General features: G+C 62.2%; 21 protein-coding genes. 6 read left to right on the top strand and 15 right to left on the bottom strand.

Features of this window, described 5'->3' with window-relative positions:
- Positions 1-11: 11 nt before the first annotated feature.
- The 4 genes from ABDX79_RS07610 to choX all read right to left on the bottom strand — a co-directional run bounded on the left by ABDX79_RS07610 (position 12) and on the right by choX (position 4,319).
- On the bottom strand, positions 12-1,139 hold the full coding sequence (locus tag ABDX79_RS07610) for a sirohydrochlorin chelatase (protein WP_346219676.1): 1,128 nt from the start codon (positions 1,137-1,139) through the stop codon (positions 12-14).
- Positions 1,140-1,405: 266 nt separating this feature from the next.
- Positions 1,406-2,455, bottom strand: coding sequence for a choline ABC transporter ATP-binding protein (gene choV, locus ABDX79_RS07605; RefSeq protein ID WP_346219675.1), 1,050 nt, complete (start codon positions 2,453-2,455; stop codon positions 1,406-1,408).
- Entirely contained in the window at positions 2,452-3,294 is an 843-nt protein-coding gene (choW, locus tag ABDX79_RS07600; protein WP_346219674.1) for a choline ABC transporter permease subunit, read from the bottom strand. The genes choV and choW overlap by 4 nt, the downstream gene beginning before the upstream one ends.
- Positions 3,295-3,380: 86 nt before the next feature.
- A complete protein-coding gene (gene choX / locus ABDX79_RS07595; RefSeq protein ID WP_346219673.1) occupies positions 3,381-4,319 on the bottom strand; it encodes a choline ABC transporter substrate-binding protein in 939 nt (312 codons plus the stop codon).
- A 138-nt stretch (positions 4,320-4,457) separates the two neighbouring features.
- Between choX and betI the strand changes: the two genes are divergently transcribed.
- From betI to betA, 6 genes are all read left to right on the top strand, one after another.
- Complete coding sequence (betI, locus tag ABDX79_RS07590) at positions 4,458-5,048, top strand: transcriptional regulator BetI (RefSeq protein ID WP_346219672.1); 591 nt, start codon at positions 4,458-4,460, stop codon at positions 5,046-5,048.
- The gene (gene betC / locus ABDX79_RS07585; RefSeq protein ID WP_346219671.1) at positions 5,045-6,562 is read left to right on the top strand and encodes a choline-sulfatase; all 1,518 of its coding nucleotides are present in this window, start codon (positions 5,045-5,047) and stop codon (positions 6,560-6,562) included. The genes betI and betC overlap by 4 nt, the downstream gene beginning before the upstream one ends.
- Before the next feature lie 4 nt (positions 6,563-6,566).
- Entirely contained in the window at positions 6,567-7,211 is a 645-nt protein-coding gene (locus ABDX79_RS07580) for a glutathione S-transferase family protein (RefSeq protein ID WP_346219670.1), read from the top strand.
- Positions 7,212-7,292: 81 nt separating this feature from the next.
- Positions 7,293-8,480 (top strand): BCCT family transporter, encoded by a 1,188-nt coding sequence (locus ABDX79_RS07575; RefSeq protein ID WP_346219669.1) that lies wholly within the window; start codon positions 7,293-7,295, stop codon positions 8,478-8,480.
- A gap of 79 nt (positions 8,481-8,559) precedes the next feature.
- Positions 8,560-10,023: a betaine-aldehyde dehydrogenase gene (gene betB, locus ABDX79_RS07570; RefSeq protein WP_346219668.1), complete on the top strand. Its 1,464-nt coding sequence runs from the start codon at positions 8,560-8,562 to the stop codon at positions 10,021-10,023.
- A 3-nt stretch (positions 10,024-10,026) separates the two neighbouring features.
- Positions 10,027-11,709 carry a choline dehydrogenase gene (betA, locus tag ABDX79_RS07565; RefSeq protein ID WP_346219667.1) on the top strand — a complete coding sequence of 561 codons (1,683 nt, stop codon included), beginning with the start codon at positions 10,027-10,029 and terminating at the stop codon, positions 11,707-11,709.
- 61 nt (positions 11,710-11,770) lie between these two features.
- Here betA and ABDX79_RS07560 read toward each other — a convergent pair whose 3' ends face one another.
- From ABDX79_RS07560 to ABDX79_RS07510, 11 genes are all read right to left on the bottom strand, one after another.
- Positions 11,771-13,285, bottom strand: a complete 1,515-nt coding sequence (locus tag ABDX79_RS07560; RefSeq protein ID WP_346219666.1) for an aldehyde dehydrogenase (NADP(+)) — start codon at positions 13,283-13,285, stop codon at positions 11,771-11,773.
- 68 nt (positions 13,286-13,353) lie between these two features.
- On the bottom strand, positions 13,354-14,289 hold the full coding sequence (locus ABDX79_RS07555; protein WP_346219665.1) for a dihydrodipicolinate synthase family protein: 936 nt from the start codon (positions 14,287-14,289) through the stop codon (positions 13,354-13,356).
- Entirely contained in the window at positions 14,289-16,094 is a 1,806-nt protein-coding gene (locus tag ABDX79_RS07550) for an IlvD/Edd family dehydratase (RefSeq protein WP_346219664.1), read from the bottom strand. The genes ABDX79_RS07555 and ABDX79_RS07550 overlap by 1 nt, the downstream gene beginning before the upstream one ends.
- A gap of 87 nt (positions 16,095-16,181) precedes the next feature.
- On the bottom strand, positions 16,182-17,117 hold the full coding sequence (locus tag ABDX79_RS07545; RefSeq protein ID WP_346219663.1) for a Gfo/Idh/MocA family protein: 936 nt from the start codon (positions 17,115-17,117) through the stop codon (positions 16,182-16,184).
- Complete coding sequence (gene mmsB / locus ABDX79_RS07540) at positions 17,114-18,244, bottom strand: multiple monosaccharide ABC transporter permease (RefSeq protein ID WP_346219857.1); 1,131 nt, start codon at positions 18,242-18,244, stop codon at positions 17,114-17,116. Before mmsB ends, ABDX79_RS07545 begins: the two co-directional genes overlap by 4 nt.
- Before the next feature lie 116 nt (positions 18,245-18,360).
- Positions 18,361-19,893 carry a multiple monosaccharide ABC transporter ATP-binding protein gene (gene mmsA, locus ABDX79_RS07535; protein ID WP_346219662.1) on the bottom strand — a complete coding sequence of 511 codons (1,533 nt, stop codon included), beginning with the start codon at positions 19,891-19,893 and terminating at the stop codon, positions 18,361-18,363.
- 258 nt (positions 19,894-20,151) lie between these two features.
- Positions 20,152-21,225 carry a multiple monosaccharide ABC transporter substrate-binding protein gene (gene chvE / locus ABDX79_RS07530; protein WP_346219661.1) on the bottom strand — a complete coding sequence of 358 codons (1,074 nt, stop codon included), beginning with the start codon at positions 21,223-21,225 and terminating at the stop codon, positions 20,152-20,154.
- Between the two features lie 25 nt (positions 21,226-21,250).
- A complete protein-coding gene (locus ABDX79_RS07525) occupies positions 21,251-22,045 on the bottom strand; it encodes a FadR/GntR family transcriptional regulator (RefSeq protein WP_346219660.1) in 795 nt (264 codons plus the stop codon).
- Between the two features lie 98 nt (positions 22,046-22,143).
- Complete coding sequence (locus ABDX79_RS07520; RefSeq protein ID WP_346219659.1) at positions 22,144-22,752, bottom strand: 2-dehydro-3-deoxy-6-phosphogalactonate aldolase; 609 nt, start codon at positions 22,750-22,752, stop codon at positions 22,144-22,146.
- A gap of 10 nt (positions 22,753-22,762) precedes the next feature.
- A complete protein-coding gene (locus tag ABDX79_RS07515) occupies positions 22,763-23,713 on the bottom strand; it encodes a 2-dehydro-3-deoxygalactonokinase (RefSeq protein WP_346219658.1) in 951 nt (316 codons plus the stop codon).
- A gap of 130 nt (positions 23,714-23,843) precedes the next feature.
- Positions 23,844-24,608: a CoA transferase gene (locus ABDX79_RS07510; RefSeq protein WP_346219657.1), complete on the bottom strand. Its 765-nt coding sequence runs from the start codon at positions 24,606-24,608 to the stop codon at positions 23,844-23,846.
- Positions 24,609-24,641 lie beyond the last annotated feature (33 nt).

The following is a 24,641-nucleotide window of genomic DNA, read 5'->3' as shown; positions in this document are numbered from 1 at the left end:
GAAGGTCGGCGTCAGCGCATCGAGTTCGGGCCGAGGGGATGATCGGCATGGGGATAGGGATGATGGTGGTGGTCGTGCCCATGAGAATGGCTGTGACCATGTCCATGTGAATGGCTGTGCTCGTGGGAATGGTCGTGACCGTGGGAGTGGGTATGCCCATCGCCGTGATCGTGCGAGTGGGTCTGTGCGCCCCCCGGCACGGGACCCGGCTCCGGCACAGCGCGGCAGGCCCCGGTGCAGACATCGTCGCAGAGCTGGCAGTCGGCCGAGGAGCCGACACCCTCCACGTGATGATGATGGCTTTCCTGGGCGAGACCGACCTCCGCCTCGAAGCCCAGCACCTGTTCGCGGTACTTGCACATCTGGCAGTTCATGTTGTTGACGCCTTCGAGCACCTCGTGAAGCCGCTCGACGAAGGTTTCCACCACCAGATCATGGGCGCCGAGATAGGGCGCTTTCAGGAACGCAATGTCCGGGTGGCTCGCCGCGACCTTGTCTGTCTGGTCGTAGATGCGGCGCACGAGAACGCCGGTGAAGAGAAAATACGGGAAGACCACGATCCGCTTGTAGCCAAGGCGCGCGGCATGGGTGAGGCCCGGCTCGACCAACGGGAAGGTGACCCCCGAATAGACGGTTTCGCCCCAGCCGAAGCCCATGCCTTCCCAGAGCATGCGCATGACCTTGGAGACGTTGGAATTGGCGTCCGGGTCGGATGCACCGCGCCCGACGACGACCAGCATGGTATCGTGCAGGGGGTCGCCCTCGTTCCAGCCATCGGCGCGGAGACATTCCTTGATGCGCTCGCCGGCAGCGCGGATCATCTTGAGGTCGATGCCGAGTTCGCGGCCGTAGCGGATGGTAACGCCGTTCGCCGCGGCGTAGGTGTTGAGGACCGAGGGGATATCGTTCTTGGCGTGGCCCGCGGCAAAGAGCATGCCAGGCAGGGCGACGATCTCGTGCGCGCCTGCTTCCCGGAGCTTGTCGAGACCGTCACGGATGACGGGCTTGGCGAATTCGAGATAGCCGTGTTCGGTGGTCCAGTCGGGGAGGTTGTGGCGCAGCTTTTCGGCGAGACCGCCGAATTCTTCCATCGCACCCTTGTCGCGGCTGCCATGGCCGCACAGCATCAAGGCTTTCATTCTCATCCTCCTGGCGCGGCGCTGCGCACCGCAATCAATGCCGGAGGATCGGAGGCACGCTTTTACAGCGCGGCCGTAAGATGCAGTCCGACAGCTCCGTCTTGGCCCCCTGCTTGGGTCAGCCGCACCGGAATGCGTTTCAGCCCGGTCCGGCCGGGCACCGTCGTTCGTTTCGCAGCGTGGTTATCGGCAATGACGGTCCGCGTCAAACCGGGATAGGCACCTTCGCCGCACAGGGCGAAGGCCATGCGGCGACCGGCCGCGTTTCAGGCGGCGGCGTCACGCTTTCCGGCGCCGGGCGAGACCGCCGCGACAATGTCGTTGGGACGGATGAGGCCGACAGGCCTGCCCCCGTCTTCCACCCGAATGACGGCGCCCCGGCCGAGCCGCTCCAGAAATTCGCGAATCGGCGTGTCGGGCTGAACGGCGCCACCTTCGGACGCAGGCGTCCCGTCGTCGTCGCTCATCACGTCTCGCGCGCGCAGGATTTCGAGAAGATTGGTCTGCGCCACGAAGTCCGCGACATACTGATCCGCAGGGTTCTGGATGATGTCCGACGGCGTACCGCACTGAACGATCCGGCCGCCCTCCATGATCGCGATCCGGTCGCCCAGCTTGAAGGCCTCGTCGAGATCATGGCTGACGAAAAGGATCGTCCGCTTCAGATTTTTCTGAAGGTCGAGAAGTTCGTCCTGCAACCGGCTGCGGATCAGCGGATCGAGGGCCGAAAACGGCTCGTCCATCAAAAGGATCGGCGCGTCGGTGGCAAATGCACGGGCCAAGCCGACACGCTGCTGCATACCACCCGAGAGTTCCCCCACCTTACGCTCGGCCCAGTCGCCGAGGCCCACGAGGTCCAGCTGCTTGCGAACCTTTTCCTCACGCTCCTTCTTCGACATGCCGGAGAGTTCGAGGCCGAGAGCGACATTGTCGATCACGTTGCGCCAAGGCAAAAGCCCGAACTGCTGGAACACCATGGAGACGCGCGACAGACGCATGTCCCGGAGCTTCTTGGACGACGCGTTGGTGACGTCCGCCATCCCGGAGCCGTCATTGACGAGAACACGGCCGCGGCAGACGGGGTTGAGACCGTTGACCGCGCGCAGGAGCGTCGACTTACCGGAGCCCGAGAGCCCCATGAGGACGAGAATTTCGGCCTCCTTCACCTCCAGCGAACAGGCATGGACGCCCAGCACCTGGCCGGTTTCAGCCTGGATCTCCGCGCGTGTCTTTCCCGCATCCATCAATGGCAGCGCGCTTTCGGGACGGTTGCCGAAGACGATGTTCACATCGTCGAACAGGATTGCCTGGCTCATGCCTTCTTCCTCTGACCGAGACGCAGCACGCGATCGAGGATGATCGCGACGACGACGATGATGAAGCCTGATTCAAAGCCGAGTGAGGTGTTGACCTGGTTAAGCGCACGCACGACCGGAACCCCGAGACCATCAGCGCCGACGAGCGCGGCGATCACGACCATGGACAGTGAGAGCATGATGGTCTGGTTGAGCCCGGCCATGATCTGCGGCAGGGCGTAGGGAAGCTCCACCTTCCAGAGCTTCTGCGAACCTGTGGCGCCGAAGGCGTCCGCAGCTTCGAGCAGGGATTTCGGCGTGGAGGAGACGCCGAGATAGGTCAGGCGGATCGGCGCCGGCAGCACGAAGATCACGGTTGCGAGGAGTCCCGGCACCATGCCGATGCCGAAGAAGACGATCGCCGGAATGAGATAGACGAAGGTCGGCAGGGTCTGCATCAGATCAAGGACCGGCTGCAGAAAGGAATAGAGCTTCGGTCGGTGCGCGACGGCGATGCCGATCGGCACGCCGATCGCCATACAGACGATACAGGCCGACAGGACCAGCGTGAGGCTCTCGGTCATCTCTTCCCAGTAGCCCTGGTTGATGATGAAGAGAAACCCGAGAATGACGAACAGGGTGAGCTTCCAGCTGCGCTGGAGCCAGAAGCTGAACGCGCCGAAGACGGCGACGACGACGAGGGGATTCGGTGTCTGGAGAACCCAGAGGAGCCAGTCGATCAACCAGCCCCCGAAATCGGCCATGCCGTCGAAGAACCAGCCTCCATTTGTCTGAAGCCAGTCGAACACATGCTCGGCGGTTTTGCCGATCGGAATCTTGTAGTCAGTCAGCCAGTGCACGCCCCAGCGCCCCCACCCTCAATATCTTGAAGAAAAGCCCCCGCCGAAACGACGAGGGCTGAACTGGTTCAATCGAGCCACCCGGCTTACATTCCGAGCGATTTTTTGACGGCCGGAAGACCGGGTTCGCCCTGAACAGTGGTCACGCCATCGAGCCAGCCTTCCCACTCGCCCGGATTTTCCTTCAGCCAGACTTCGGTTGCAGCACCGGCTTCCTCACCATCGTCGAGGATCTGGCCCATGATCTGGTTTTCCATCTTGAGCGAGAACTTCTCGTTCTTCAGGAACTTCGCGACGTTCGGGCACTCTTCCATGTAGCCCTTCCGTGCAACCGTATGCACCGTGCCTTCGCCGCCGAAGAAGTCTTCGCCGCCGGTGAGATATTTGAGGTCATAGTTCGCGTTCATCGGATGGGGCTCCCAGCCGAGGAAGACGATGGGCTCCTTCTTGGCGTAGGCACGGCCAACCATGGCCAGCATGCCCTGTTCGGAGCTCTCGACGACCTCGAAACCGGACAGGCCGTGCTTGTCCTCTTCGGTCAGCGAGACGAGGTAAGCGTTGCCCTCGTTGCCCGGCTCGATCCCGTAGATCTTGTCGTCCAGCCCGTCGCGGAACTTCGCGATATCGTCGTAGGTCTTGAGACCCTCGTCATAGAGATAGGTCGGAACGGCGAGGGTATACTTCGTACCCTCGAGATTGGTCGATACGGTTTCGATCTCGCCCGATTCGAGATAGGGGCTGATCGCCGCATTCTGCGCCGGCATCCAGTTGCCGAGGAAGACATCGACATCGTCGCTCTCGAGCGATGCGAAAGTCACCGGAACGGAAAGCACCTTCACGTCCACCTGATATCCCAACCCCTCCAGGATATGCTTCGTGGCGGCCGTGGTCGTCGTGATGTCGGTCCAGCCCACATCGGACATGGTCACCGTCTGGCAGGCCTCAGAGATCTGCGCATTGGCCACGCCGGCAAGCGCCGTGGTGCCAAGAAACGCGAGTGCAATCGTTCCAAGAGTCTTTCGCATGAATTCTCCCTGTCAAAGGCCGGCGGATCGGCGCCGGTTGTTTTTGATTGATCAGTCAATTAAAACCGATTGCGATATTGATGTAAACAGCAGCACCATAAATGGGCTGCCCAGATTTACATCAGTGATGGAGAATCGATGCCAAAGATCGGAATGGAGGCCGTGCGGCGCGAAGCGCTCATCTCAGCCACGATCGCCGAGATCGGCGCATCCGGCTCCCTCGACGTGACCGTCGGGCGCATCGCGCGCCGGGCCGGTGTCTCCTCCGCTCTCGCGCATCACTATTTCGGCTCGAAGGAAAAGATCTTCTACGCCGCCATGCGACAGATCCTCGATGATTTCGGCCAGTCCGTGCTCCAGCGCTTTAGGGCAGCGAAGGGGCCGAGAGACCGGGTCGAGGCGATTATCGGTGCCTCCTTCGAAGCTGAGCAGTTCGACCCGGCGATCGTTTCGGCATGGCTCGCCTTCTACGTGGAGGCGAACCGCTCCACCAACGCCCGGCGGCTTCTCAAGGTCTATGCCCGCCGGCTCGATTCGAACCTCGTCCACGCCCTGCGCCAGCTCATGAGCGAGGAGGCGGCCCGGCGAACGGCCCAGGGCCTCGCCTCGCTGATCGACGGCCTCTACATCCGCTCCGCCCTTCAGGAGCGGGCCCCGAAAAGCCAGGACGCAGCGGCGCTGGTCCTCGATTATCTCGACAAAGCCCTCAGAACGGAGAACGCCGTATGACGAAGAAGCCGAACATCCTGATCCTGATGGTTGACCAGCTGAACGGAACGCTGTTTCCGGACGGTCCGGCGGATTTCCTTCATACGCCCAATCTGAAGAAGCTTGCGGCACGCTCCACGCGGTTTCGCAACAGCTATACGGCCTCGCCCTTGTGCGCGCCGGGCCGGGCGAGCTTCATGTCGGGCCAGCTGCCAGTGCGAACGCGGGTTTACGACAATGCCGCGGAATTTGCGTCCGACATTCCGACCTATGCCCATCATCTGCGCCGGGCCGGCTACCAGACGACGCTTGCAGGCAAGATGCATTTCGTCGGGCCGGACCAGCTGCATGGTTTTGAAGAACGGCTGACCACCGACGTCTATCCGGCCGATTTCGGCTGGACACCGGACTATCGCAAGCCGGGAGAGCGGATCGACTGGTGGTACCACAACATGGGCTCGGTCAAGGGCGCAGGAATCGGCGAGATCTCCAACCAGCTCGAATATGACGACGAAGTCGCTTACGAAGCGAAGCGCAAGATCTACGATCTGGGACGACGCGGAGACGACCGGCCCTGGATGCTGACCGTTTCCTTCACCCATCCGCACGATCCTTATGTGGCGCGCAAGAAATACTGGGATCTCTACGACGACTGCGAGCATCTGCTACCCAAGGTTCCAGCAATCCCCTACGAAGAGCAGGACCGCCATTCCCAGCGCATTCTCGATGCGAACGATCGCTCGAACTTCGAGATCAGCGAGGACGATATCCGCCGCTCGCGCCGGGCCTATTTCGCCAACATCTCCTATCTCGACGACAAGATCGGCGAGATCTTCGAGGCACTCGAAGGCACCGAGCAGGACGAGGAGACGATCGTCCTGTTCCTCTCAGACCACGGCGACATGCTCGGCGAGCGTGGCCTCTGGTTCAAGATGAGCTTCTACGAGGGCTCTTCGCGCGTTCCTCTGATGATCGCGGCGCCCCAGATGCCGGCGGGACGGGTCGACACGCCGGTCTCGACCATCGATGTGACACCGACCCTCGCCGACCTCGCCGGGATCGATCTCGGCGGCATCATGCCGTGGACGGACGGCGAGAGCCTCCTGCCCGTGGCGAACGGCAAGGACCGCACCAATCCCGTGCGTATGGAATATGCCGCCGAGGGCTCTGAGGCGCCCCTCGTCTCCTTGCGCGAAGGCAAGTGGAAATACAACCACTGCGAGCTCGACCCGCCCCAGCTCTTCGACCTCGATGCCGATCCGCACGAGTTGAAGAATCTCGCAGAAGACACCAGCCATACCGACGTCGTGCAGCGCTTCGCGAAAGAGGTCGGCGAGCGCTGGGACATGGCGCGGTACGACGCGGATGTTCGCGAAAGCCAGGCGCGGCGCTGGATCGTCTATCCGGCCCTTCGCAATGGCGACTATTACCCCTGGGATTTCCAGCCCCTGAAGAACGCCTCCGAGCGCTACATGCGCAACCACATGGATCTCAACGTCCTGGAAGCCTCACAGCGCTATCCGAAGGGAGACTGAGCCGATGCTGACCGTCTACGGACGCGCCGATTCCAACAACGTCCAGCCGGTGATGTGGCTCATTGCGGAGCTTGGCGTTTCTCATGAGCGCCTCGATTTCGGCCAGCGCTTCGGCGGCACCGATACGCCCGACTTCCTCGCCATGAACCCGATGGGACTCGTTCCGGTCATCAAGGATGGCGACGACGAACCGATTTCGGAAGCAGGCGCGATCCTGCGCTATCTGGCTGCGCGATACGGCGATGGTGGCGCGTTCTGGCCGAACGATCCGAGAAGGCGCGCGCAGGTCGACCGCTGGGCGGAATGGGCAAAGATCGAGGTCGCCTCGGCGTTTCAGGTGCCCGTGTTCATGGGCATCATCCGAACGAAGCCCGAAACACGCGACACGGCAGCACTCGAAAAGGCGATCGCGGCGCTGGATCGCCGGCTGGACATCGCGGAAGCGAAGCTCTCGCAGCAAGACTATCTGGCAGGTCCCGATTTCACACTCGCCGACATCGTCTTGGGCTCGCTTCTCTTCCGCTATTTCACGGTGGAGATGTCCCGGAAAGAGCGCCCTCACCTGAGCGCATACTATGAAAGGCTTTCCCGGCGTCCAGCCTATGCCGAGCATGTCATGGTGTCTTACGAAGCATTGCGAATTGCCTGAGCTGCGCCAAGTGTACTTGAATCAGCGAGACCGGGCATTGCTTCACTTGCCTTAAGACGCGCTTTCAATTGGAGATGCACGGTGACTTATCTCATTTCGTTTGGCGTTCTCTTGGCCTTCGCACTTGTCATATTCTGCACCATCAGGTGGTGGAATTTTCGCCTCATCGGAACAGACCCACAACCACTGTTCGTCTTCATCGCTATTCTTTTTACATCCGGTCTCGATGTCGGCCTCATCATGTTTCCGCTGGCATTCGACTTCCCTCTTTACGCCAATACCGGCGAGAACCCTGCCTATTCTTTCACCAACCCGCTCGCGCTGGAATTCGGCTTCTGGGGTTTCCTTATCTGGGCGTTCTATTTCCTGACGACATTCTATTTCTGCGCGATCGAACCGCGCCTGAAATTCTTTGAGCGCCCGGTCGTACGAATCGTCAACAACGTCGTCATCGTCACGACCTGCGCCTTCACGGCCTCTCTCTTCCTCGTCTACCTGCCCTATTATCTGCCGACGATCGGCGACGGGGAAAGCGTCGTCACGACCTTCTACGTCATCGTCTTCGCGGTCATTCTCGCCGCGAGCTATTCCTCGACCGACATCAAATATGTCCGGGTCCTGTCGATCGGATCGTCCGTGATGTTCGGGCTTCTGATCGTCGGGCTCTGGATCTATGGTGGCATGTCGTTCAGCGAATTCGGCCAGTCGATCTCCGGCATCGGCGGCTATTTCGCAAACATCCACCGTTTCGTCCTGCCGATCACCGACTATCACGAGTTCTATCTCTTCTGGTGGTTCGCCTGGTCAGTGATGATCGGCCAGTTCACCTCGCGCTTCGTTGGCGGCATGAAGACCCAGCACATGCTGGCCGCCCTAATGATCATTCCGTCGATCCCGCTCGCGATCTGGTTTGCGGTCCTCTACTACTACTATCTGAACGATCTCACGACCGAGGGCCTCGTCAACATCGCGATGGTGATCGTCGGAACCACCTTCGTCATCAACTCCCTCGACAGCCTCATCCGCCTGTATACCGACAATCTTGGCCTGACGGCCCAGCGGTTCGGCAAGTGGACCTACATCGCGGGCAACACGGCTGTCCTCTTCATCCTGACGATCATGTTCGAAAGCCAATGGCTGGAGATCGAGTGGATCGGTGCCATCGTCATCGCCCTCTACGTCTCGGTCATCGCGATGATCGTCTTCAAGGCACGCGATGTCATCAGCAATCCGAGGGGCGCCTATAAGAAGGAGGCACTCGACCTGTGACGCAAACCCACGCAGCAATCGCCGGGAGGTTTATGGCGCCCCGGCTTCCATTCAGACAGGCAGGACACCAGAACACCCCATGAGAGCCCAGCCCACAGCCAGCCATTTCATCGACGGCGCCTATGTTGAAGACAAGAACGGCGAGACCTTCGAGTGCGTCTATTCGGCGACCGGAGAAACGATTGCGACGCTTCACGCGGCAACGCCCGACATCATCGAAAAGGCAATGACATCCGCCGCAAAGGCCCAGGCCGAATGGGCGGAATGGACACCGGTCGAGCGCGCGAGAGTGCTGCGCAAGGCAGCCGACATCATCCGCGAGCGGAACGAAAGCCTGTCCGAACTGGAGACGCTGGACACCGGCAAACCCATTCAGGAAACGATCGTCGCCGATGCGACCTCCGGCGCGGATGCGCTGGAATGGTTCGCTTCGATTGCTGCGACGCTTTCGGGTGAGAGCGTGCCGCTTGGAGCGGACTTCGCCTATACGATCCGCGAACCTTTGGGCGTGTGCGTCGGCATCGGCGCGTGGAACTACCCGACCCAGATCGCCTGCTGGAAGGCCGCTCCGGCCCTTGCCTGCGGCAATGCGATGGTCTTCAAGCCCTCCGAAATGACGCCGCTCTGCGCCCTCAAGGTGGCCGAGATCGTGCATGAAGCCGGCGCGCCAGCCGGACTTTTCAACGTGGTCCAGGGCTTCGGCAAGGTGGGCGCGGCACTGACCACACACGACCTCTGCGCGAAGGTTTCGCTCACCGGCTCGGTCGAAACCGGACCGAAGGTCTATGCGGCGGCCGCCGAAGGCATGCGCCACGTGACCATGGAACTTGGCGGCAAGTCGCCGATCCTCGTCTTCGACGATGCAAGCCTCGAAGACGCGATTTCCGGCGCGATGCTCGGCAATTTCTATTCGACCGGCCAGATCTGTTCGAACGGAACGCGGGTCTTCGTCCAGCGCGGCATCTACGATTCCTTCCTCGAACGTCTTGCAGAGCGCACGAAGGCGATCAAGCTGGGCGACCCGCTTGATCCTGAAACCCAGATCGGACCCATGGTCTCCTTCGCCCAGCTTGAAAAGGTGAAGGGCTACCTGAAAAGCGCGAAAAACGAGGGCGCGCGTCTCGTCGTCGGAGGCGGCATCCCGAGTAGCGAAAAGTTCGCCGATGGCGCCTATGTCGAGCCGACGGTCTATGCGGATGTCACCGACGAGATGACGATCGCGCGCGAGGAGATTTTCGGGCCGGTCATGTCCGTATTTCCGTTCGAGACCGAAGAAGAAGCGCTGTCGCGCGCCAACAGCACGCCTTTCGGTCTCGCTGCCGGCGTCTTCACCAACGATCTCACACGCGGTCACCGGGTCGCGAAAAAGCTGCAGGCCGGCATCTGCTGGATCAACACCTACAACCTGACCCCGGTCGAAGTGCCCTTCGGCGGCGTCAAGAAGTCTGGCCTTGGCCGCGAGAACGGCAAGGCGGCGATGGAATTTTATTCACAGCTCAAGACCGTGCATGTCGGGATGGGCCCTGTCGAAAGCCCGTACTAAGCCATGTCGAACAACCAAACCATTCTCGCCGAGGCGGATTACGTCATCATCGGGTCGGGCTCGGCGGGTGCCGCTCTCGCCTATCGTCTGTCTGAGAGCGGCGAGCATTCGGTCATCGTGCTCGAATATGGCGGCACGGATATCGGGCCGTTCATCCAGATGCCCGGCGCCCTCTCCTATCCCATGAACATGAGCCGCTACGATTGGGGCTTCAAATCCGAGCCGGAGCCGCATCTGAACAATCGCAGGCTTGCATGCCCGCGCGGCAAGGTCATCGGCGGCTCGTCCTCGATCAATGGAATGGTCTATGTGCGTGGCCATGCCAAGGACTTCGACCACTGGGAAGAAGCCGGCGCCACGGGCTGGAGCTACGCCGACGTGCTGCCCTACTACAAGCGGCTGGAACACTGGCATGATGGCGGCCATGGCGGCGATCCGGAATGGCGCGGCAAGGATGGTCCCCTTCACGTCGGTCGCGGCTCGCGCACCAATCCCCTGTTCAAGGCCTTCGTCGACGCCGGGATAGAAGCAGGGTTCGAGGCGACGGACGACTATAACGGCGAGAAGCAGGAAGGTTTCGGCCCGATGGAACAGACGGTCTGGGAAGGCCGACGCTGGTCCACGGCCAACGCTTATCTGCGCCCCGCCATGAAGCGCGACAACTTCGAGCTTATTCAGTGCTTCGCAAACCGGGTGCGGATCGAGAACGGCCGCGCGGTCGGTGTCGAGGTGACGAAGGGCGGCGCAGAAGGTTTCGTGAAGGCGAACCGCGAAGTCATCGTGTCGGCCTCCACCATCAACTCGCCAAAGATCCTGATGCTGTCCGGCATCGGCCCGGCGGAGCATCTCCGAGAGCACGGCATCGAAGTGATTGCCGATCGGCCCGGTGTCGGCGGCAATCTGCAGGACCATCTGGAGCTTTACATCCAGCAGGCCTGCATCCAGCCGATTACGCTCTACAAGCACTGGAACCTCTTCGGCAAAGGTTATGCCGGTGCGGAATGGACCATCGCCAAGACCGGTCTCGGCGCGTCCAATCAGTTCGAGAGCGCTGGCTTCGTACGCTCACGGGCGGGCGTCGAATATCCCGACATCCAGTATCACTTCCTGCCCATCGCGGTTCGCTATGATGGCAAGGCAGCGGCGGAAGGCCACGGCTATCAGGCCCATGTGGGCCCGATGCGCTCGCCCTCGCGTGGCCGCGTCTCACTGAACAGCGCCGATCCCTCCCAGGCGCCGAAAATCGTCTTCAACTACATGTCGACCGAAGAGGACTGGGTGGATTTCCGTCACTGCGTGCGCCTCACGCGGGAAATCTTCGGCCAGAAGGCCTTCGACGAATATCGCGGCAAGGAAATTCAGCCGGGCGAGAATGTTCAGTCAGACGAGGAAATCGACGAATTCATCCGCGACGAGGCCGAAAGCGCCTATCATCCCTGCGGCACCTGCCGGATGGGCGCTGTGGATGACCCTCACGCCGTCGTCGATCCGGAATGCCGTGTCATCGGCGTCGAAGCTCTGCGGGTGGTGGACTCGTCCATCTTCCCGCGCATCACCAACGGCAACCTCAACGGCCCTTCCATCATGACCGGTGAAAAGGCCGCCGATCATATTCTCGGACGAACCCTGCCGCGCGATGAAGCCGAGCCATGGATCAACCCGCGCTGGAAGACCTCCGACCGCTGAGCATCCGAAGCAATATATCGGCGGGCCTTCGAAGACAGAGCGTTCGAAGGCCCGCTGGTTTTTACTGCAGATCGCCAGGAAGAACCGAGCTTGGCAGGTTCTGATAGCAGACCGGGCGGAGGAAGCGCCGGATCGCGAGCGTTCCGACCGAGGTCGCGCCGAAATTGGTCGAAGCCGGATAAGGACCGCCATGGACCATGGAATCGGCGACCTCGACGCCGGTCGGGAACCCGTTGGCAAGGATTCGTCCGGCCTTGCGCTCGAGGATCGGCATCACCCTGCCGACGGCCGAAGCATCGCCCTCGTCCATCTGCAGCGTGATCGTCAGCTGGCCGTGGAGCTTCCTGGCGATCCGCTCCATCTCAGCCTCGTCCTTGACCCGGACGACGATGCCGAGGGGGCCGAAGACCTCTTCCGACAGCGCTTCGTTGCCTTCGAAGACTTCTCCGGTGGTTTCAAGGATATAGGGCGAGGCATGACGGCTCGAATTGGCTTCGCCGACCAGCGCCTTGACCCCTTCCGTCTGCGAGACCTTCTCGGCGCCCGAGCGATAGGCGGCGGCGATGCCATCTGTGAGCATCACCTGCTTGTCGCCGCCCTTCGCAGCCTCCACGGCGGAAGCAAGGAAGGCATCGGCCTCCGGCCCATCCTTGAGGAAGACGAGACCGGGATTGGTGCAGAACTGCCCTGCCCCCATGGTGAGCGACCCGACCCAGGCTGCCCCCATCGCTTCGCCGCGCGCCTTCAGCGCCTCGGGCATCGCGAAGACCGGATTGACCGAACCCAGTTCGCCGAAGAACGGGATCGGTTCGGGACGCTGGGCACAAAGATCGTAGAGCGCACGGCCAGCGCCGAGGGAGCCGGTGAACCCGACAGCCTTGATCAGCGGTTGGGTGACGAGGCGCTCGCCGACCGCGCGGCTGCCCCCCTGCACCAACGAGAAGACGCCCGGATGAAGGTCGTGCGCCTTGATCGCGGCATGGATCGCCTGGGCGACGATCTCGCCTGTCCCCGGATGGGCTTCGTGACCCTTGACGACCACCGGACAACCGGCAGCAAGGGCCGCCGCCGTGTCACCGCCGGCGGTCGAGAAGGCGAGCGGAAAGTTCGATGCGCCGAAAACGGCGACCGGTCCGATCGGGCGCTGAAGCATCTTCAGTTCGGGACGCGGCCCTGCGGCCCGGTCGGGCAAGGCCGGATCGACGCGCCGGTCGAGATAGGCGCCCTCGCGGATATGCTTGGCGAACAGCCTGAGCTGGCCAGTGGTGCGACCACGCTCGCCCTCAAGACGGCCAGCGGGAAGACCAGACTCTTCGGTGCCGATCTCGGTGATCTCGTCGCCGCGTGTCTCGATCTCGTCGGCGATGGTTTCCATGAAGGCGGCACGCGCTTCACGTGAGGAATAGGCGTAGGTCCAGAAAGCCTCTTCAGCTGCTTCCGCCGCACGGTCCACCAGCTCGGGCGTTCCGGCGGCAAAGCTGCGCGGCTCGGCCGAAAGCGGCTGGGACTTGAAGCTCTGGTCGGAGGTGACCCACTCGCCGGCAACGAGATGTTTGCCTGTCAGTTCGAGTGCCATGGGAAATATCCACTTCTGTTTCATGTCTGCGGGTTTGCACCCGCTTTCGCGCAACGCGTTGCGGGCGGTTATCGGCCCCAGCGAAGCACCAGGGGGTCAAGCGTTCGCGCCAGTTCGATCAGACCGGCGCGCGTATCGGGATGGGCCGGCATGACCGGGCGGCGAACGGCATCGCTGGCGATGACGCCGCCCTCTTTCATGAGGATCTTGGCCGTCGCAAAACTCGTCTGCCGGTTCTCGAAATTGATGAGCGGCAGCCAGCGGGCATAGGCTTCCATCGCCTTTTCCCGCTCGCCGGCAAAGAACGGATCGATGATCTGGCGGATCCCGTCAGGATAGCCGCCGCCGGTCATCGTGCCGGTCGCCCCGGCATCGAGATCGGGCATCAGGGTGATCGCCTCTTCGCCGTCCCAGGGGCCTTCGATCGTCTCGCCGCCAAGCGACAGGAGCTCGCGCAATTTGGAGGCGGCACCTGTCGTCTCGACCTTGAAATAGGCGACATTCTCGATCTCTCGTGCCATCCGGGCAAGGAGCGACGGCGGCAGGGCCGTGCCGGAGATCGGCGCGTCCTGGATCATGATCGGGATCGAAATCGCATCCGACAGCGCGCTGAAGAATGCGAAGATCTGACCTTCGCCGACCCGCATCGTGGCGCCGTGATAGGGCGGCAAGACCATGATCATCGCAGCGCCCGACGCCTCGGCCGCCTTCGCCCGCGCGATGGTGATATCGGTCGAGAAATGGCTGACGGTAACGATAACCGGCACCCGGCCCGCCACATGCTCCATGGTGAGGGCAAGCTGCTCGTCGCGCTCGGCATCCGAAAGCAGAAATTGCTCGGAAAAGTTCGCGAGGATGCATAGCCCCGTGGACCCGGCATCGATCATGAAGTCGAGCGCGCGCTTCTGCCCCTCAAGGTCCGGCGTGCCATCTTCTTGAAAGACCGTCGGGACGACAGGAAAGACGCCCCGGAAAGGCCTCACGGCTGAAAGTGAAAGCGTCATCAGTGATTGTCCCGCGGAAGGCCCTTGGTCTGCGCGATGGCGCGGTAGCTCGTTGCCATTTCGAGGCACATGCCGGATTCCATCTGGCCCACGAGGCCGCGCTGGATCTCCTGCCAGGGCGTCTGGTGATCGGGATAGGGAAAGCCGCCGGCGGCTTCCAGCTTCAGGCGGCGCTCATCGAGCTCTTCCTGCGAAATCAGGATATCAGCCGTTCCCTTGCCGAGATCGATGCGCACCTTGTCGCCGGTCCTGAGCAGCGCAAGACCGCCGCCAGCGGCAGCTTCCGGCGAAGCGTTGAGGATCGAGGGTGAGCCGGACGTGCCGGACTGACGGCCGTCGCCGACACAGGCCAGCGACTTGATGCCCTTCTTGATGAGATAATCCGGCGCTCGCATGTTCACGACCTCGGCCGCACCCGGATAGCCGATCGGCCCGGCCCCGCGCATGAAGAGGACCGTGTGCTCGTCGATGCCAAGCGCGGGATCGTCGATACGGTGGTGATAGTCCTCGGGGCCGTCGAAAACGACGGCCTTGCCTTCGAACGCCATGGGATCGTTCGGGTTCTCGAGATAGCGCTTCCGGAACTCCTCCGAGATCACGGAAAGCTTCATGATGGCCGAGTTGAAGAGATTGCCCTTCAGAACGCGGAAGCCGGCGCGCGGGCGCATCGGATTGTCGTAGGTCTTGATGACGTTCTCGTCCTCGATCGCCGCATCCCGGCAGTTTTCGCCAATCGTCCGGCCATTGGCGGTGATCACGTCCTCGTGGATCAGGCCCTTGCCCATCAGCTGGTTGACTACGGCCGGCACACCGCCGGCATGGTAGTAGTCCTCTCCGAGATATTCACCGGCGGGCTGAAGATTGACGAGCAGCGGGATGTCCTCGCCAAGGGTCTGCCAGTCGTCGATATCGAGCTCAACGCCGAGATGGCGGGCGATGGCGTTGATATGGATCGGGGCGTTGGTCGAACCGCCGATCGCGGAATTGACGCGGATCGCGTTCTCGAAGGCCTTGCGCGTCATGATGTCGGTGGGTTTCAGGTCCTCATGAACCATGTCGACGATGCGCTTGCCCGTGCGCCAGGCCATTTCCTGGCGGTCGCGATAGGGCGCGGGGATCGCCGCAGAGCCCGGAAGCTGCATACCGAGGGCCTCGGCGAGCGAGTTCATCGTGGAAGCGGTGCCCATCGTGTTGCAATAGCCGGTGGAGGGCGCCGAGGACGCGACGAGCTTGATGAAGCCGGCATAATCGATCTCGCCCGCCGCCATCATCTCGCGGGCCTTCCAGACGATCGTGCCCGATCCCGTGCGCTCGCCCCGGAACCATCCGTTCAGCATGGGGCCGACAGACAAGGCGATCGCCGGAATGTTCACGGTCGCCGCCGCCATCAGACAGGCCGGCGTGGTCTTGTCGCAGCCGATCGTCAGGACGACGCCGTCGAGAGGATAGCCGTAGAGAAGTTCGACGAGACCGAGATAGGCGAGATTCCGATCGAGCGCCGCGGTCGGCCGCTTTCCGGTCTCCTGGATCGGATGCACCGGGAATTCCAGCGGAATGCCGCCGGCCTCGACGATGCCGTCGCGCACGCGCTTTGCAAGTTCCATATGGTGCCGGTTGCAGGGCGAGAGGTCCGAACCGGTCTGGGCGATGCCGATGATCGGCTTGCCGGACTGCAGCTCTTCCTGACTGATGCCGTAATTGAGATAGCGCTCCAGATAGAGCGCCGTCATGTCCGGATTATCCGGATTGTCGAACCAGGCGCGTGAGCGCAGTTTACGGTCGGATGCGTTCGAACGGTCGGACATGATGACCCCTTCTCAATGTTGGGCGGAGGCGGCCGATCCTTTTGGCTCTCCTCCGATATATGCGTAACCCGGCACGATGTTCGGGGTTCAGGTGGTTTCGTCGTGGAATGGGTCAACGCTCTCCCGGCGCCCCAGCATGAAGGCATCCGCCACATGGCGGAGCGGCGCGACATCAACATCGCTCGTGCCCGAGCCGACGAGATCGACGAAGCGCCGATAGATGCCGCGATATTCCGCATCGGGCTCGTCGACCACCTCGTTGCCGTCGATCCGAAGCTTCTTGCCGCCTTCGGACAATTCCAGGCGGCCGCCGTCTTCGGTATCGACGTTGATGTCCCAGGTCTGCGGCCCCTCTTGCCGCCAGTCGAAATCGGCGGCCAGATCGAGGCCGTCCGCGTCGGTGAAGGTAAGCTGAGCTGCGATCGGCGCCTGTCGGTTTTTCGGGAAGGACAGGGACGAGCCGGTAAGGAAGAAGGCCGTGGGGAGGATGTGCGTCGCGATCGACAGCGCATTGATGCCGGGATCGAAGACGCCAAGCCCGCCGGGCTCCCAGATCCATTCCTGACCCGGATGCCAGCGCCGGACATCTTCTTTCCAGATGATCGCCGCGCGCTTCACCATCCGTTTCGAAAGCCACTCTTTCGCGGGCTCCACAGCGGGCGCAAAACGCGAATGCCAGGTCGCAAAGAGCGACACGCCCCTGTCGCGGGCAACCACGGCGAGGTCCTCGACTTCGCTCAGCGTCGCACCGGGCGGCTTTTCGAGAAGTACATGCTTGCCAGCCTTCAGCGCCTGGAGCGCCAGGGCATATCGGACCTGTGGCGGCGTACACAGCGCAACGGCGTCGATGTCCGATCCCGCCAGCATCGCGGCGAGATCGGCATAGTTCGGAACGCCGTCGACGCGCGCCGAACGGCTGGCTGCGGCGGCAAGGGCAATTCCGTCGGTCGCTTCGATCGACGGAAAATGCTGGTCACGGGCGATCTTGCCAACGCCGACGAGGCCGAGACGAATATCGCTCATGACGCACGCGAGCGGTTCACGACGTCGAAGATCACGGCAATCAGAAGGACAAGGCCCTTGATCACCTGCTGATAATCGATGCCGATGCCGAGGATCGACATGCCGTTGTTCATCACGCCCATGATGAACGCGCCGATGACGGCGCCGACGATGGTGCCGACGCCCCCGGCCATGGACGCACCGCCGATGAAGACCGCCGCGATCACGTCGAGCTCGAAGGCAAGACCCGCTTTCGGCGTCGCGGTGTTGAGGCGCGCGGCGAAGACGAGGCCGGCGAGCGCGGCGAGCATGCCCATATTGGCGAAGGTGAGGAAGGTCAGGCGTTCGGTGTTGATGCCCGACAGCTTGGCCGCCTTCTCGTTGCCGCCGATTGCGTAGATCCGTCGGCCGATGGTCGTCTTCGAGGTCACGAAAGAATAGACTGCGATCAGGACCGCCATGACGATAAGGACGTTCGGAAAGCCCCGGAACGTCGCAAGCAGCCAGGTGAGGTAGAGGACGGCGGCGGCGATCAGAAGGTTCTTCGCAATGAAGAAGCCGAACGGCTCGTCGTCATGGCCGCTGGCGCGGGACTGCACACGGTGTTTCAACGCAAGCGTGACGATCAGGCCCGCAACGCCCGCTCCGATGACGAAGGACAGGAGATGGAAGCGCTTAATGTCGACGACGTCCGGCAGAAAGCCCGACGACAGGAGCTGGAAGCCGGCGGGAAACGGGCCGACCGACTGGCCCGCGAGAAGCCAGAGCGTGAGGCCCTTGAAGACCAGCATGCCGGCGAGCGTCACAATGAAGCTCGGGATCTTCCAATAGGCGATCCAGTAGCCCTGTGCCGCGCCGATGATTCCGCCGACTGCGAGACAGATGATGCTCGCGACGAAGAAATTCATGTCCCACTGGACGATCATGACGGCGGCGAGCGCCCCGACAAAGCCGAGAACCGAGCCGACCGAAAGATCGATGTGGCCGGACACGATAACCAGCAGCATGCCCAGCGCCATGATGATGATGTAGCTGTTCTGGAGCACGAGGTTGGTGAGGTTGATCGGCTTCATCAGAATGCCGTCGGTGGCGATCTGGAAGAAGGCCATGATCACCACGAGGGCGATCAGAATGCCGTATTCGCGCATGTGCCGGCGCAGGAAGGCCAGGTGACCACCCTTCTCACCGCGACCGCTTGCGTCAGTATCGCCTGCGACTTGCTGGGACATGTGTCCGTCTCCTCCCTGAAACGAATGGGCCGGCGTCAGCCGCGGCCCGACGAGCGGATGATGGCCGCCATGATCTTTTCCTGCGAAGCTTCCGCCGTCGGCATTTCACCGACGAACCGGCCTTCGTTCATCACGTAGATCCGGTCGGAGATCCCGAGCAGTTCGGGCATTTCCGAGGAGATCACGATCACCGCCTTGCCCTGTGCGGCGAGCTCCCCGATGATCGCGTAGATTTCGTATTTCGCGCCGACATCGATGCCTCGGGTCGGCTCGTCGAGGATCAGAACCTCGGGCCCCGCGAAGAGCCATTTGGCAAGCACCACCTTCTGCTGATTGCCGCCTGACAGATTCACCGTCTCCTGGGCGATCGAGGACGACTTGATCCGCAGCCGGTCGCGATATTCGCTCGCGATCCGCGCTTCCTTGCGATCATCGACGACGAGTCCGTTGGAGATGCCGGCGAGATTGGCGAGGGGTATGTTGCGGCGGATGGTTTCATCGAGGATGAGGCCGTAGCCCTTGCGATCCTCGGTCACGTAGCAGATGCCCGCCTTGATCGCCCGCTCGACCGTGGAGGTATCCACCGGCTTGCCGTGCAGAAGCACCTCGCCCGATACATAAGTGCCGTAGGACCGTCCGAAGACACTCATGGCGAGCTCGGTGCGCCCGGCTCCCATCAGGCCGGCGATGCCGACGACCTCGCCGGCGCGCGCCTTGAAGGAAACGTCGTCGACGACCTTTCGGCTGGCATGGAGAGGATGGGTCGAGGTCCAGTTCCGGACCTCGAACATCGTCTCGCCGATTTTCGGCTCGCGTGGCGGATAGCGATCCTCAAGCGAGCGGCCCACCATGTCGCGGATGATGTCGTCCTCCGACACCTTGCCGCCGCTGCAATCGAGTGTCGAGACGGCGGAGCCGTCGCGAATGACGGTGATGGAATCGGCGACCCTCGCGATTTCGTTCAGCTTGTGGCTGATCATGATCGAGGCGATGCCGCGCTGCTTGAACTCCAGGAGAAGATCGAGGAGCGCCTGGGAATCCTTCTCGTTGAGGGATGAGGTCGGCTCGTCGAGGATCAGGAGTTTCACCTCTTTCGACAGGGCCTTTGCGATCTCAACGAGCTGCTGCTTGCCGAGCCCGAGATTGGTGATGAGCTCCTGCGGGCTTTCCTTCAGGCCGACTCGCTTCAAAAGTTCGCCGGTACGCTCGAAGGTGGTGCGCCAGTCGATGACGCCGCTGGAAACGCGTTCGTTGCCGAGAAAGATGTTCTCGGCGATCGAAAGGAGCGGGATCAGGGCGAGCTCCTGATGGATGATGATGATGCCGAGGCGTTCGGAGTCGCGAATGCCGGAGAAACGGCATTCCTCACCGCGAAACACGATCTCGCCGTCATAGGACCCGTAGGGATAGATGCCGGACAGGACCTTCATCAGTGTCGACTTGCCGGCACCGTTCTCGCCGCACAAGGCGTGGATCTCGCCCTCGGCCACCTTCAGGTTGACGTCGTCGAGCGCCTTGACGCCCGGAAACGTCTTGGTGATGCCGCGCATTTCGAGAATGGGTTGCATGGGTTGCACTCCCCGTGAGGATGAAAGCCGCTGGAGCATGACGTCGTCGCAAGAGCTGCGGAGACTTTTGAAAGAACGTCATGCGGACAGGCAAATGCCCGGAGCGAGATCGGAGGGTTTCGCTTTTCGCGCGATGTCGAGCCGCGGGCCGGTCAACTGTAGGTCCGCCCGAGACGCTGCCGCAGGCCAATCGGCGGGAACCGCCTCGAAAGGGAGCCGACCCGTCGAACCGGCTCCCTCTAAGGCTGGCAGCTAAACTTATTTCAGCTGGTCTTCGGTGTAGTAGCCGGAGTCCACGAGGGTCGACTGGATGTCGCCTTCCTTCACCAGAACCGGCTTCAGGAGGTAGGACGGGACGATCTTGACGCCGTTGTCATAGGTCTCGGTGTCGTTGATCTCCGGCTCGCCGTCATTGAGCAGGGCTTCCACCATGGAGACCGTGACCTTGGCAAGTTCCCGAGTGTCCTTGAAGATCGTCGAATACTGGTCACCGCGCTCGATCGCCTTGACGGACTGCACTTCCGCATCCTGACCGGTGATGATCGGCATGGTCATGTCGCCAGAGCCGTAACCGACGCCCTTGAGGGAGGAGATGATGCCGATCGAAAGACCATCATAGGGCGAAAGGACGCCGTGGATCGGCTGGCCCGTGTAGTTCGCCGACAGAAGGTTGTCCATGCGCGCCTGGGCGACCGAACCGTCCCAGCGCAGCGTTCCCACGGTCTGCATGCCGGTCTGGCCGGAAACGATCTTGATCTTGCCCTCGTCGATCAGCGGCTGCAGCACGCTCATCGCGCCGTCATAGAAGAAGTAAGCGTTGTTGTCGTCCGGCGAGCCACCGAAGAGCTCGACGTTCCACGTCTCCTGATCGGGGAACCGCTCCTTCAGTCCGTCGACGAGCGACTGACCCTGAAGAACGCCAACCTGGAAGTTGTCGAAGGTCGCGTAATAGTCGACATCGCCGGAATCGCGGATCAGGCGGTCATAGGCGATGACCGGGATACCCGAGGCGGCGGCGTTGGCAAGCGCGTTCGAGAGCGTGGTGCCGTCGATCGCCGCGATCACCAAGGCATCGACGCCCGTCGTGATCATGTTTTCGACCTGGCTCAGCTGGTTCGGAATGTCGTCGTCAGCATATTGGAGATCGGCCGCAAAGCCGGCTTCCTTGAACTGCTTGACCATGTTGTTGCCGTCGTCGATCCAGCGGGCCGAGGACTTTGTGGGCATGGAGATACCCACGGTGCCCTTGTCCTGGGCAAGGGTCGCCGACGGCTGGGCCGCCAGCATGCCGACCGCTGCAGCAGCGATGGCCAGTGTCTTCAAAAGCTTCATCGAATTTCCTCCCATTGATGAACAGTCATGCACCCGCCGCCGGGGCGAATGCGGGTTTTTCACCGGATCGCGTGAGATCCGTGCGGACCTCACGCGTGGCCGCGTGGTTCTGGTGTTCCGCGTAGAGCGCGGTCGTCACGTCGTCGAAAGCGCTTTCGATCAGGCGACGCATGAAGAGCTCGGCCGCTTCGCCGTCCCCGGCGATGATCGCATCAAAGACGCGCTTGTGCTGGCGCAGGGTCTCCTCCTGCGGGTTCTGCCGCCAGGAAAGCGAGAACGAGATCGACAGGCTCTTCTCGATCATCGCACCGAGCGAGCGCAGGATCGGGTTACCCGTCGCTTCCAGAATGATACGATGAAAGGCGAGATCGGCGGCGATCAGCTCGTCGGAGCCGCGCGGGTAACGCCCCATCGCGTCGAGAGCCTCGCCGAGCCGGGCCTTATCCGTAGAACTGATTCGAGCCGCAGCAGCACGGGCTGCGGCAGGCTCGTTGATGAGCCGCATTTCATAGAGGGCCTCGACGAAGGTGCGCCGCTCGTCGGCCAGGAGGTGCCAGGCCATGACGTCGGCATCGAGCATGTTCCATTCTTCGAAGGGGAGGACGCGCGTGCCCACTTTGGGCCCCACGCGCAAAAGTCCCTTGGCCGCAAGAAGCCGCATGGCCTCGCGGACGACCGTGCGCGACACACCCCACTCGGTCGCAAGTTGCGCCTCGACCGGCAGGTGATCGCCCGGCTTGAGAACCCCGGCGGTTATGCGCCGACCATATTCGCCAGCGAGGTCCGCCGTCCTGCTTGTCTTGCGAGCGATGCTCGACATGGAAACGAGCCTCCCACCCGAATTCAATCGTCATACCATTGCAGAAGACGAGAGCCGTTTCAAGAGGTCGGATCAGGCTTGTCAGCCTATTTGTATGATTATTGTGCGTATGCGGCGTCGTAGGCCGCGACGATCTCCTTCGCCCTTGCGGAAACATCCGAAGCGCTCATGCCGGGCTTGTAGATGCCGGTTCCCATGCCGAAACCGGCGATGCCGACATCGCGCCAGGCCTTGAAATCCGCCGGCCCGACGCCGCCGACTGCGTAGGTCTTCGTGCCTTTCGGAAGGACGGCGGAAAGTGCCGCAAAGCCGTCCGTTCCCAGCTTGAAGGCGGGAAAGAATTTCAAACCATCGGCGCCGGCGCGCAGGGCGGAAAACGATTCGCTCGCGGTAAAGACCCCCGGATAAGAGAGTAGGCCGGCCATCTTGGTCGCGCGAATCACATCCGGAAATGCGTCCGGCGACACGACCATCTTCGCGCCGATTGCTTTCAGCTCAGCGACTGCCTCCACATCGAGCACGGTTCCGGCACCGATGATCGCCGTGTCACCGGCCCTCGAGACCATTTTCGCGATGCTCTTGAACGGATCGGGCGAATTGAGCGGCACCTCGATCTTGGTGATGCCGACCTCGACGAGAACGTCGAGCACGGCCTCGGCCTCGTCCGGCTGGATACCGCGCAAAATGGCGATGATTTCCCTGTTCATGGGTCGAGCCTCAAATTTTCAGATTTCGGAATGCGGCGGTGAGGCCGGAAAGGGTCAGGCCGTCGCCCGGCATGGTTCGCGCCTCGGCCTCAGCAATAGAAAGAGCGTTGAGATAGGCCTTGGACAAAGCGCTTTCGCCGATGACGATCGTTTCCTGATCGGCCCAGAACGCGCGAGCGCCGGCGATTTCGGCACCAATCAGCAGGCCGGACAGCCGCGCGCGAGAAACGGGCGGGGCGCAGTCGCTCAGCAGCGTCGCGGCACGGATCGAAAAGAGTTCGCCCGTAAGGGTGGCGGGGTTTTCGAGCGCATCCGTCACAGCCCTGGAGAACGCGGCCTCGTCCAGCTCCTCGCCGCCAACGGAATGGCGCAGGATCGACTGTCCGGAAAGAAGCGCGAAGAGTTCGCCGGTCATGAAGGTGCGGAAGGTCTCGATCCGCCCGCCTTCGATATTCGCCCATTTGGAATGGGTGCCGGGCAGGCAGACGGCTCCGGAAAAATCTGGCGAATGGGCGAGCAGGCCGGCGATCTGGGTCTCCTCGCCGCGCATCACGTCCGGCGGATCGAGCTGCTTGACGCCGGGCAGGATGAACACGGAGAGCCGACCATTGGCAGCCTCGATCTCAACGGCGCGATCGATGGCAGAGGGACTGCACGGACAGGCGACATAGGGCGCCTCGGCCCAACCCTGCCGCGCGCCAACCATGCCGCAGCAAACGACGGGAAGCGACCCGGACCCAGGCATCGCATCCGCGAGGAGGTCTCTGAGGAGAGGTTCGAATTCATGTCGTTGCAGTGAGCCCATGCCACGATCGGAGGTGCGGTGATCGAGGATCTCTTGATCCGTTCCCATCAACCAGAGGCGGAGATGGGTGGTGCCCCAATCGACGGCGACCCATGCGGGCCCAGCTTTAAGATTTTTGTCCGACCTCAGCGCGTCGCTTGCTTCTCCATCGGCCATGCCCGTCAACCACCTCGCCCTTAACCCCGAAATCCACTTGAACGAAGTGGAGAGAAAGCGAGGCTTATCCGATCATCGGTGCTCTTGCACGCTGCAGCGCAAAGCGTCCTTGAGACGAAATCAGAGACGATCAGACGGTCCGCTCGCGGGGCACGATCCTCGGATGGATGGCAGTCTTGCCGCGGGGAAGAGCGGCGATACGATCGGCCACTTCCAGCAGTTTCCGGCGGTCGATGCCGGTGCTGATGCCGCCCTGTTCGAAGGCAAACTGCAGGTCCTCGGTTGCCGTGTTGCCGGTCGTCCCCGGCGCGAATGGACAGCCGCCCGGCCCGGCCGCCGCGCCCTCGATGATCGTGACGCCGGCATCAAAGGCATAGAGCGCGTTGGCAACGCCCATCCAGAATGTGTCGTGGCCATGAAAGGCCCAGACGATCTCGTCGGACGCATCAGTCATTACCGATCTAAAGCGCTTTGCAACCGTCATCGGATCGGCCCTCCCGGTCGTATTGCAGAGGGCGAACTCGGCCTTCGGCGCTATTCTCAACGCCTCGGCGAAGACCCTGCGCACATCATCGAGCGGCACAGTTCCGTCTATGGGGCAGTCGAAGGCGGTGGCGAGATCGACGCGAAGGCCCGCGCCCTTCCTGCCCGTCTCGGACACGATGGCGCGCAGCTGGTCGAGCGATTGGGTAACGTTCTGGCCGAACCCTGTCACGCGAACCATGATCAAGCGCGGATTGATCGCCTTGAGCGCCTCATAGCCGAGCCCCCACTCCTCCATCCGCCCGACCCGGAAATTCTCGACGAGGATTTCGGCTTCGCGGGAGAGCGCGCGCACGACATCCCGTCCGCCTTCGAGCCAGCGGAGCGCGGCAGAGCCGAGACAATCGAACATCTATCGCGTCTCAACCGGGCGTTTCGTCGGCCC

It is taken from the genome of Fulvimarina fulva, assembly GCF_039652615.1.
Taxonomy (GTDB): Bacteria; Pseudomonadota; Alphaproteobacteria; order Rhizobiales; family Rhizobiaceae; genus Fulvimarina.
The sequence above is the reverse complement of the archived record's forward strand: the minus strand, read 5'-3'. Positions and strand labels throughout refer to the sequence as shown.

Excerpts from the sequence above, each read along its gene's own strand:
- ABDX79_RS07510 (WP_346219657.1), bottom strand. The coding sequence starts at position 24,608 with ATGTTCGATTGTCTCGGCTCTGCCGCGCTCCGCTGGCTCGAAGGCGGA.
- choX (WP_346219673.1), bottom strand. The coding sequence starts at position 4,319 with ATGCGAAAGACTCTTGGAACGATTGCACTCGCGTTTCTTGGCACCACG.
- betC (WP_346219671.1), top strand. The coding sequence starts at position 5,045 with ATGACGAAGAAGCCGAACATCCTGATCCTGATGGTTGACCAGCTGAAC.
- ABDX79_RS07545 (WP_346219663.1), bottom strand. The coding sequence starts at position 17,117 with ATGAGCGATATTCGTCTCGGCCTCGTCGGCGTTGGCAAGATCGCCCGT.
- choV (WP_346219675.1), bottom strand. The coding sequence starts at position 2,455 with ATGAGCCAGGCAATCCTGTTCGACGATGTGAACATCGTCTTCGGCAAC.
- ABDX79_RS07515 (WP_346219658.1), bottom strand. The coding sequence starts at position 23,713 with ATGGCCGATGGAGAAGCAAGCGACGCGCTGAGGTCGGACAAAAATCTT.
- ABDX79_RS07580 (WP_346219670.1), top strand. The coding sequence starts at position 6,567 with ATGCTGACCGTCTACGGACGCGCCGATTCCAACAACGTCCAGCCGGTG.
- ABDX79_RS07525 (WP_346219660.1), bottom strand. The coding sequence starts at position 22,045 with ATGTCGAGCATCGCTCGCAAGACAAGCAGGACGGCGGACCTCGCTGGC.
- ABDX79_RS07610 (WP_346219676.1), bottom strand. The coding sequence starts at position 1,139 with ATGAAAGCCTTGATGCTGTGCGGCCATGGCAGCCGCGACAAGGGTGCG.
- mmsA (WP_346219662.1), bottom strand. The coding sequence starts at position 19,893 with ATGCAACCCATTCTCGAAATGCGCGGCATCACCAAGACGTTTCCGGGC.
- betI (WP_346219672.1), top strand. The coding sequence starts at position 4,458 with ATGCCAAAGATCGGAATGGAGGCCGTGCGGCGCGAAGCGCTCATCTCA.
- mmsB (WP_346219857.1), bottom strand. The coding sequence starts at position 18,244 with ATGCGCGAATACGGCATTCTGATCGCCCTCGTGGTGATCATGGCCTTC.
- chvE (WP_346219661.1), bottom strand. The coding sequence starts at position 21,225 with ATGAAGCTTTTGAAGACACTGGCCATCGCTGCTGCAGCGGTCGGCATG.
- ABDX79_RS07560 (WP_346219666.1), bottom strand. The coding sequence starts at position 13,285 with ATGGCACTCGAACTGACAGGCAAACATCTCGTTGCCGGCGAGTGGGTC.
- betB (WP_346219668.1), top strand. The coding sequence starts at position 8,560 with ATGAGAGCCCAGCCCACAGCCAGCCATTTCATCGACGGCGCCTATGTT.
- ABDX79_RS07555 (WP_346219665.1), bottom strand. The coding sequence starts at position 14,289 with ATGACGCTTTCACTTTCAGCCGTGAGGCCTTTCCGGGGCGTCTTTCCT.
- ABDX79_RS07550 (WP_346219664.1), bottom strand. The coding sequence starts at position 16,094 with ATGTCCGACCGTTCGAACGCATCCGACCGTAAACTGCGCTCACGCGCC.
- ABDX79_RS07520 (WP_346219659.1), bottom strand. The coding sequence starts at position 22,752 with ATGAACAGGGAAATCATCGCCATTTTGCGCGGTATCCAGCCGGACGAG.
- betA (WP_346219667.1), top strand. The coding sequence starts at position 10,027 with ATGTCGAACAACCAAACCATTCTCGCCGAGGCGGATTACGTCATCATC.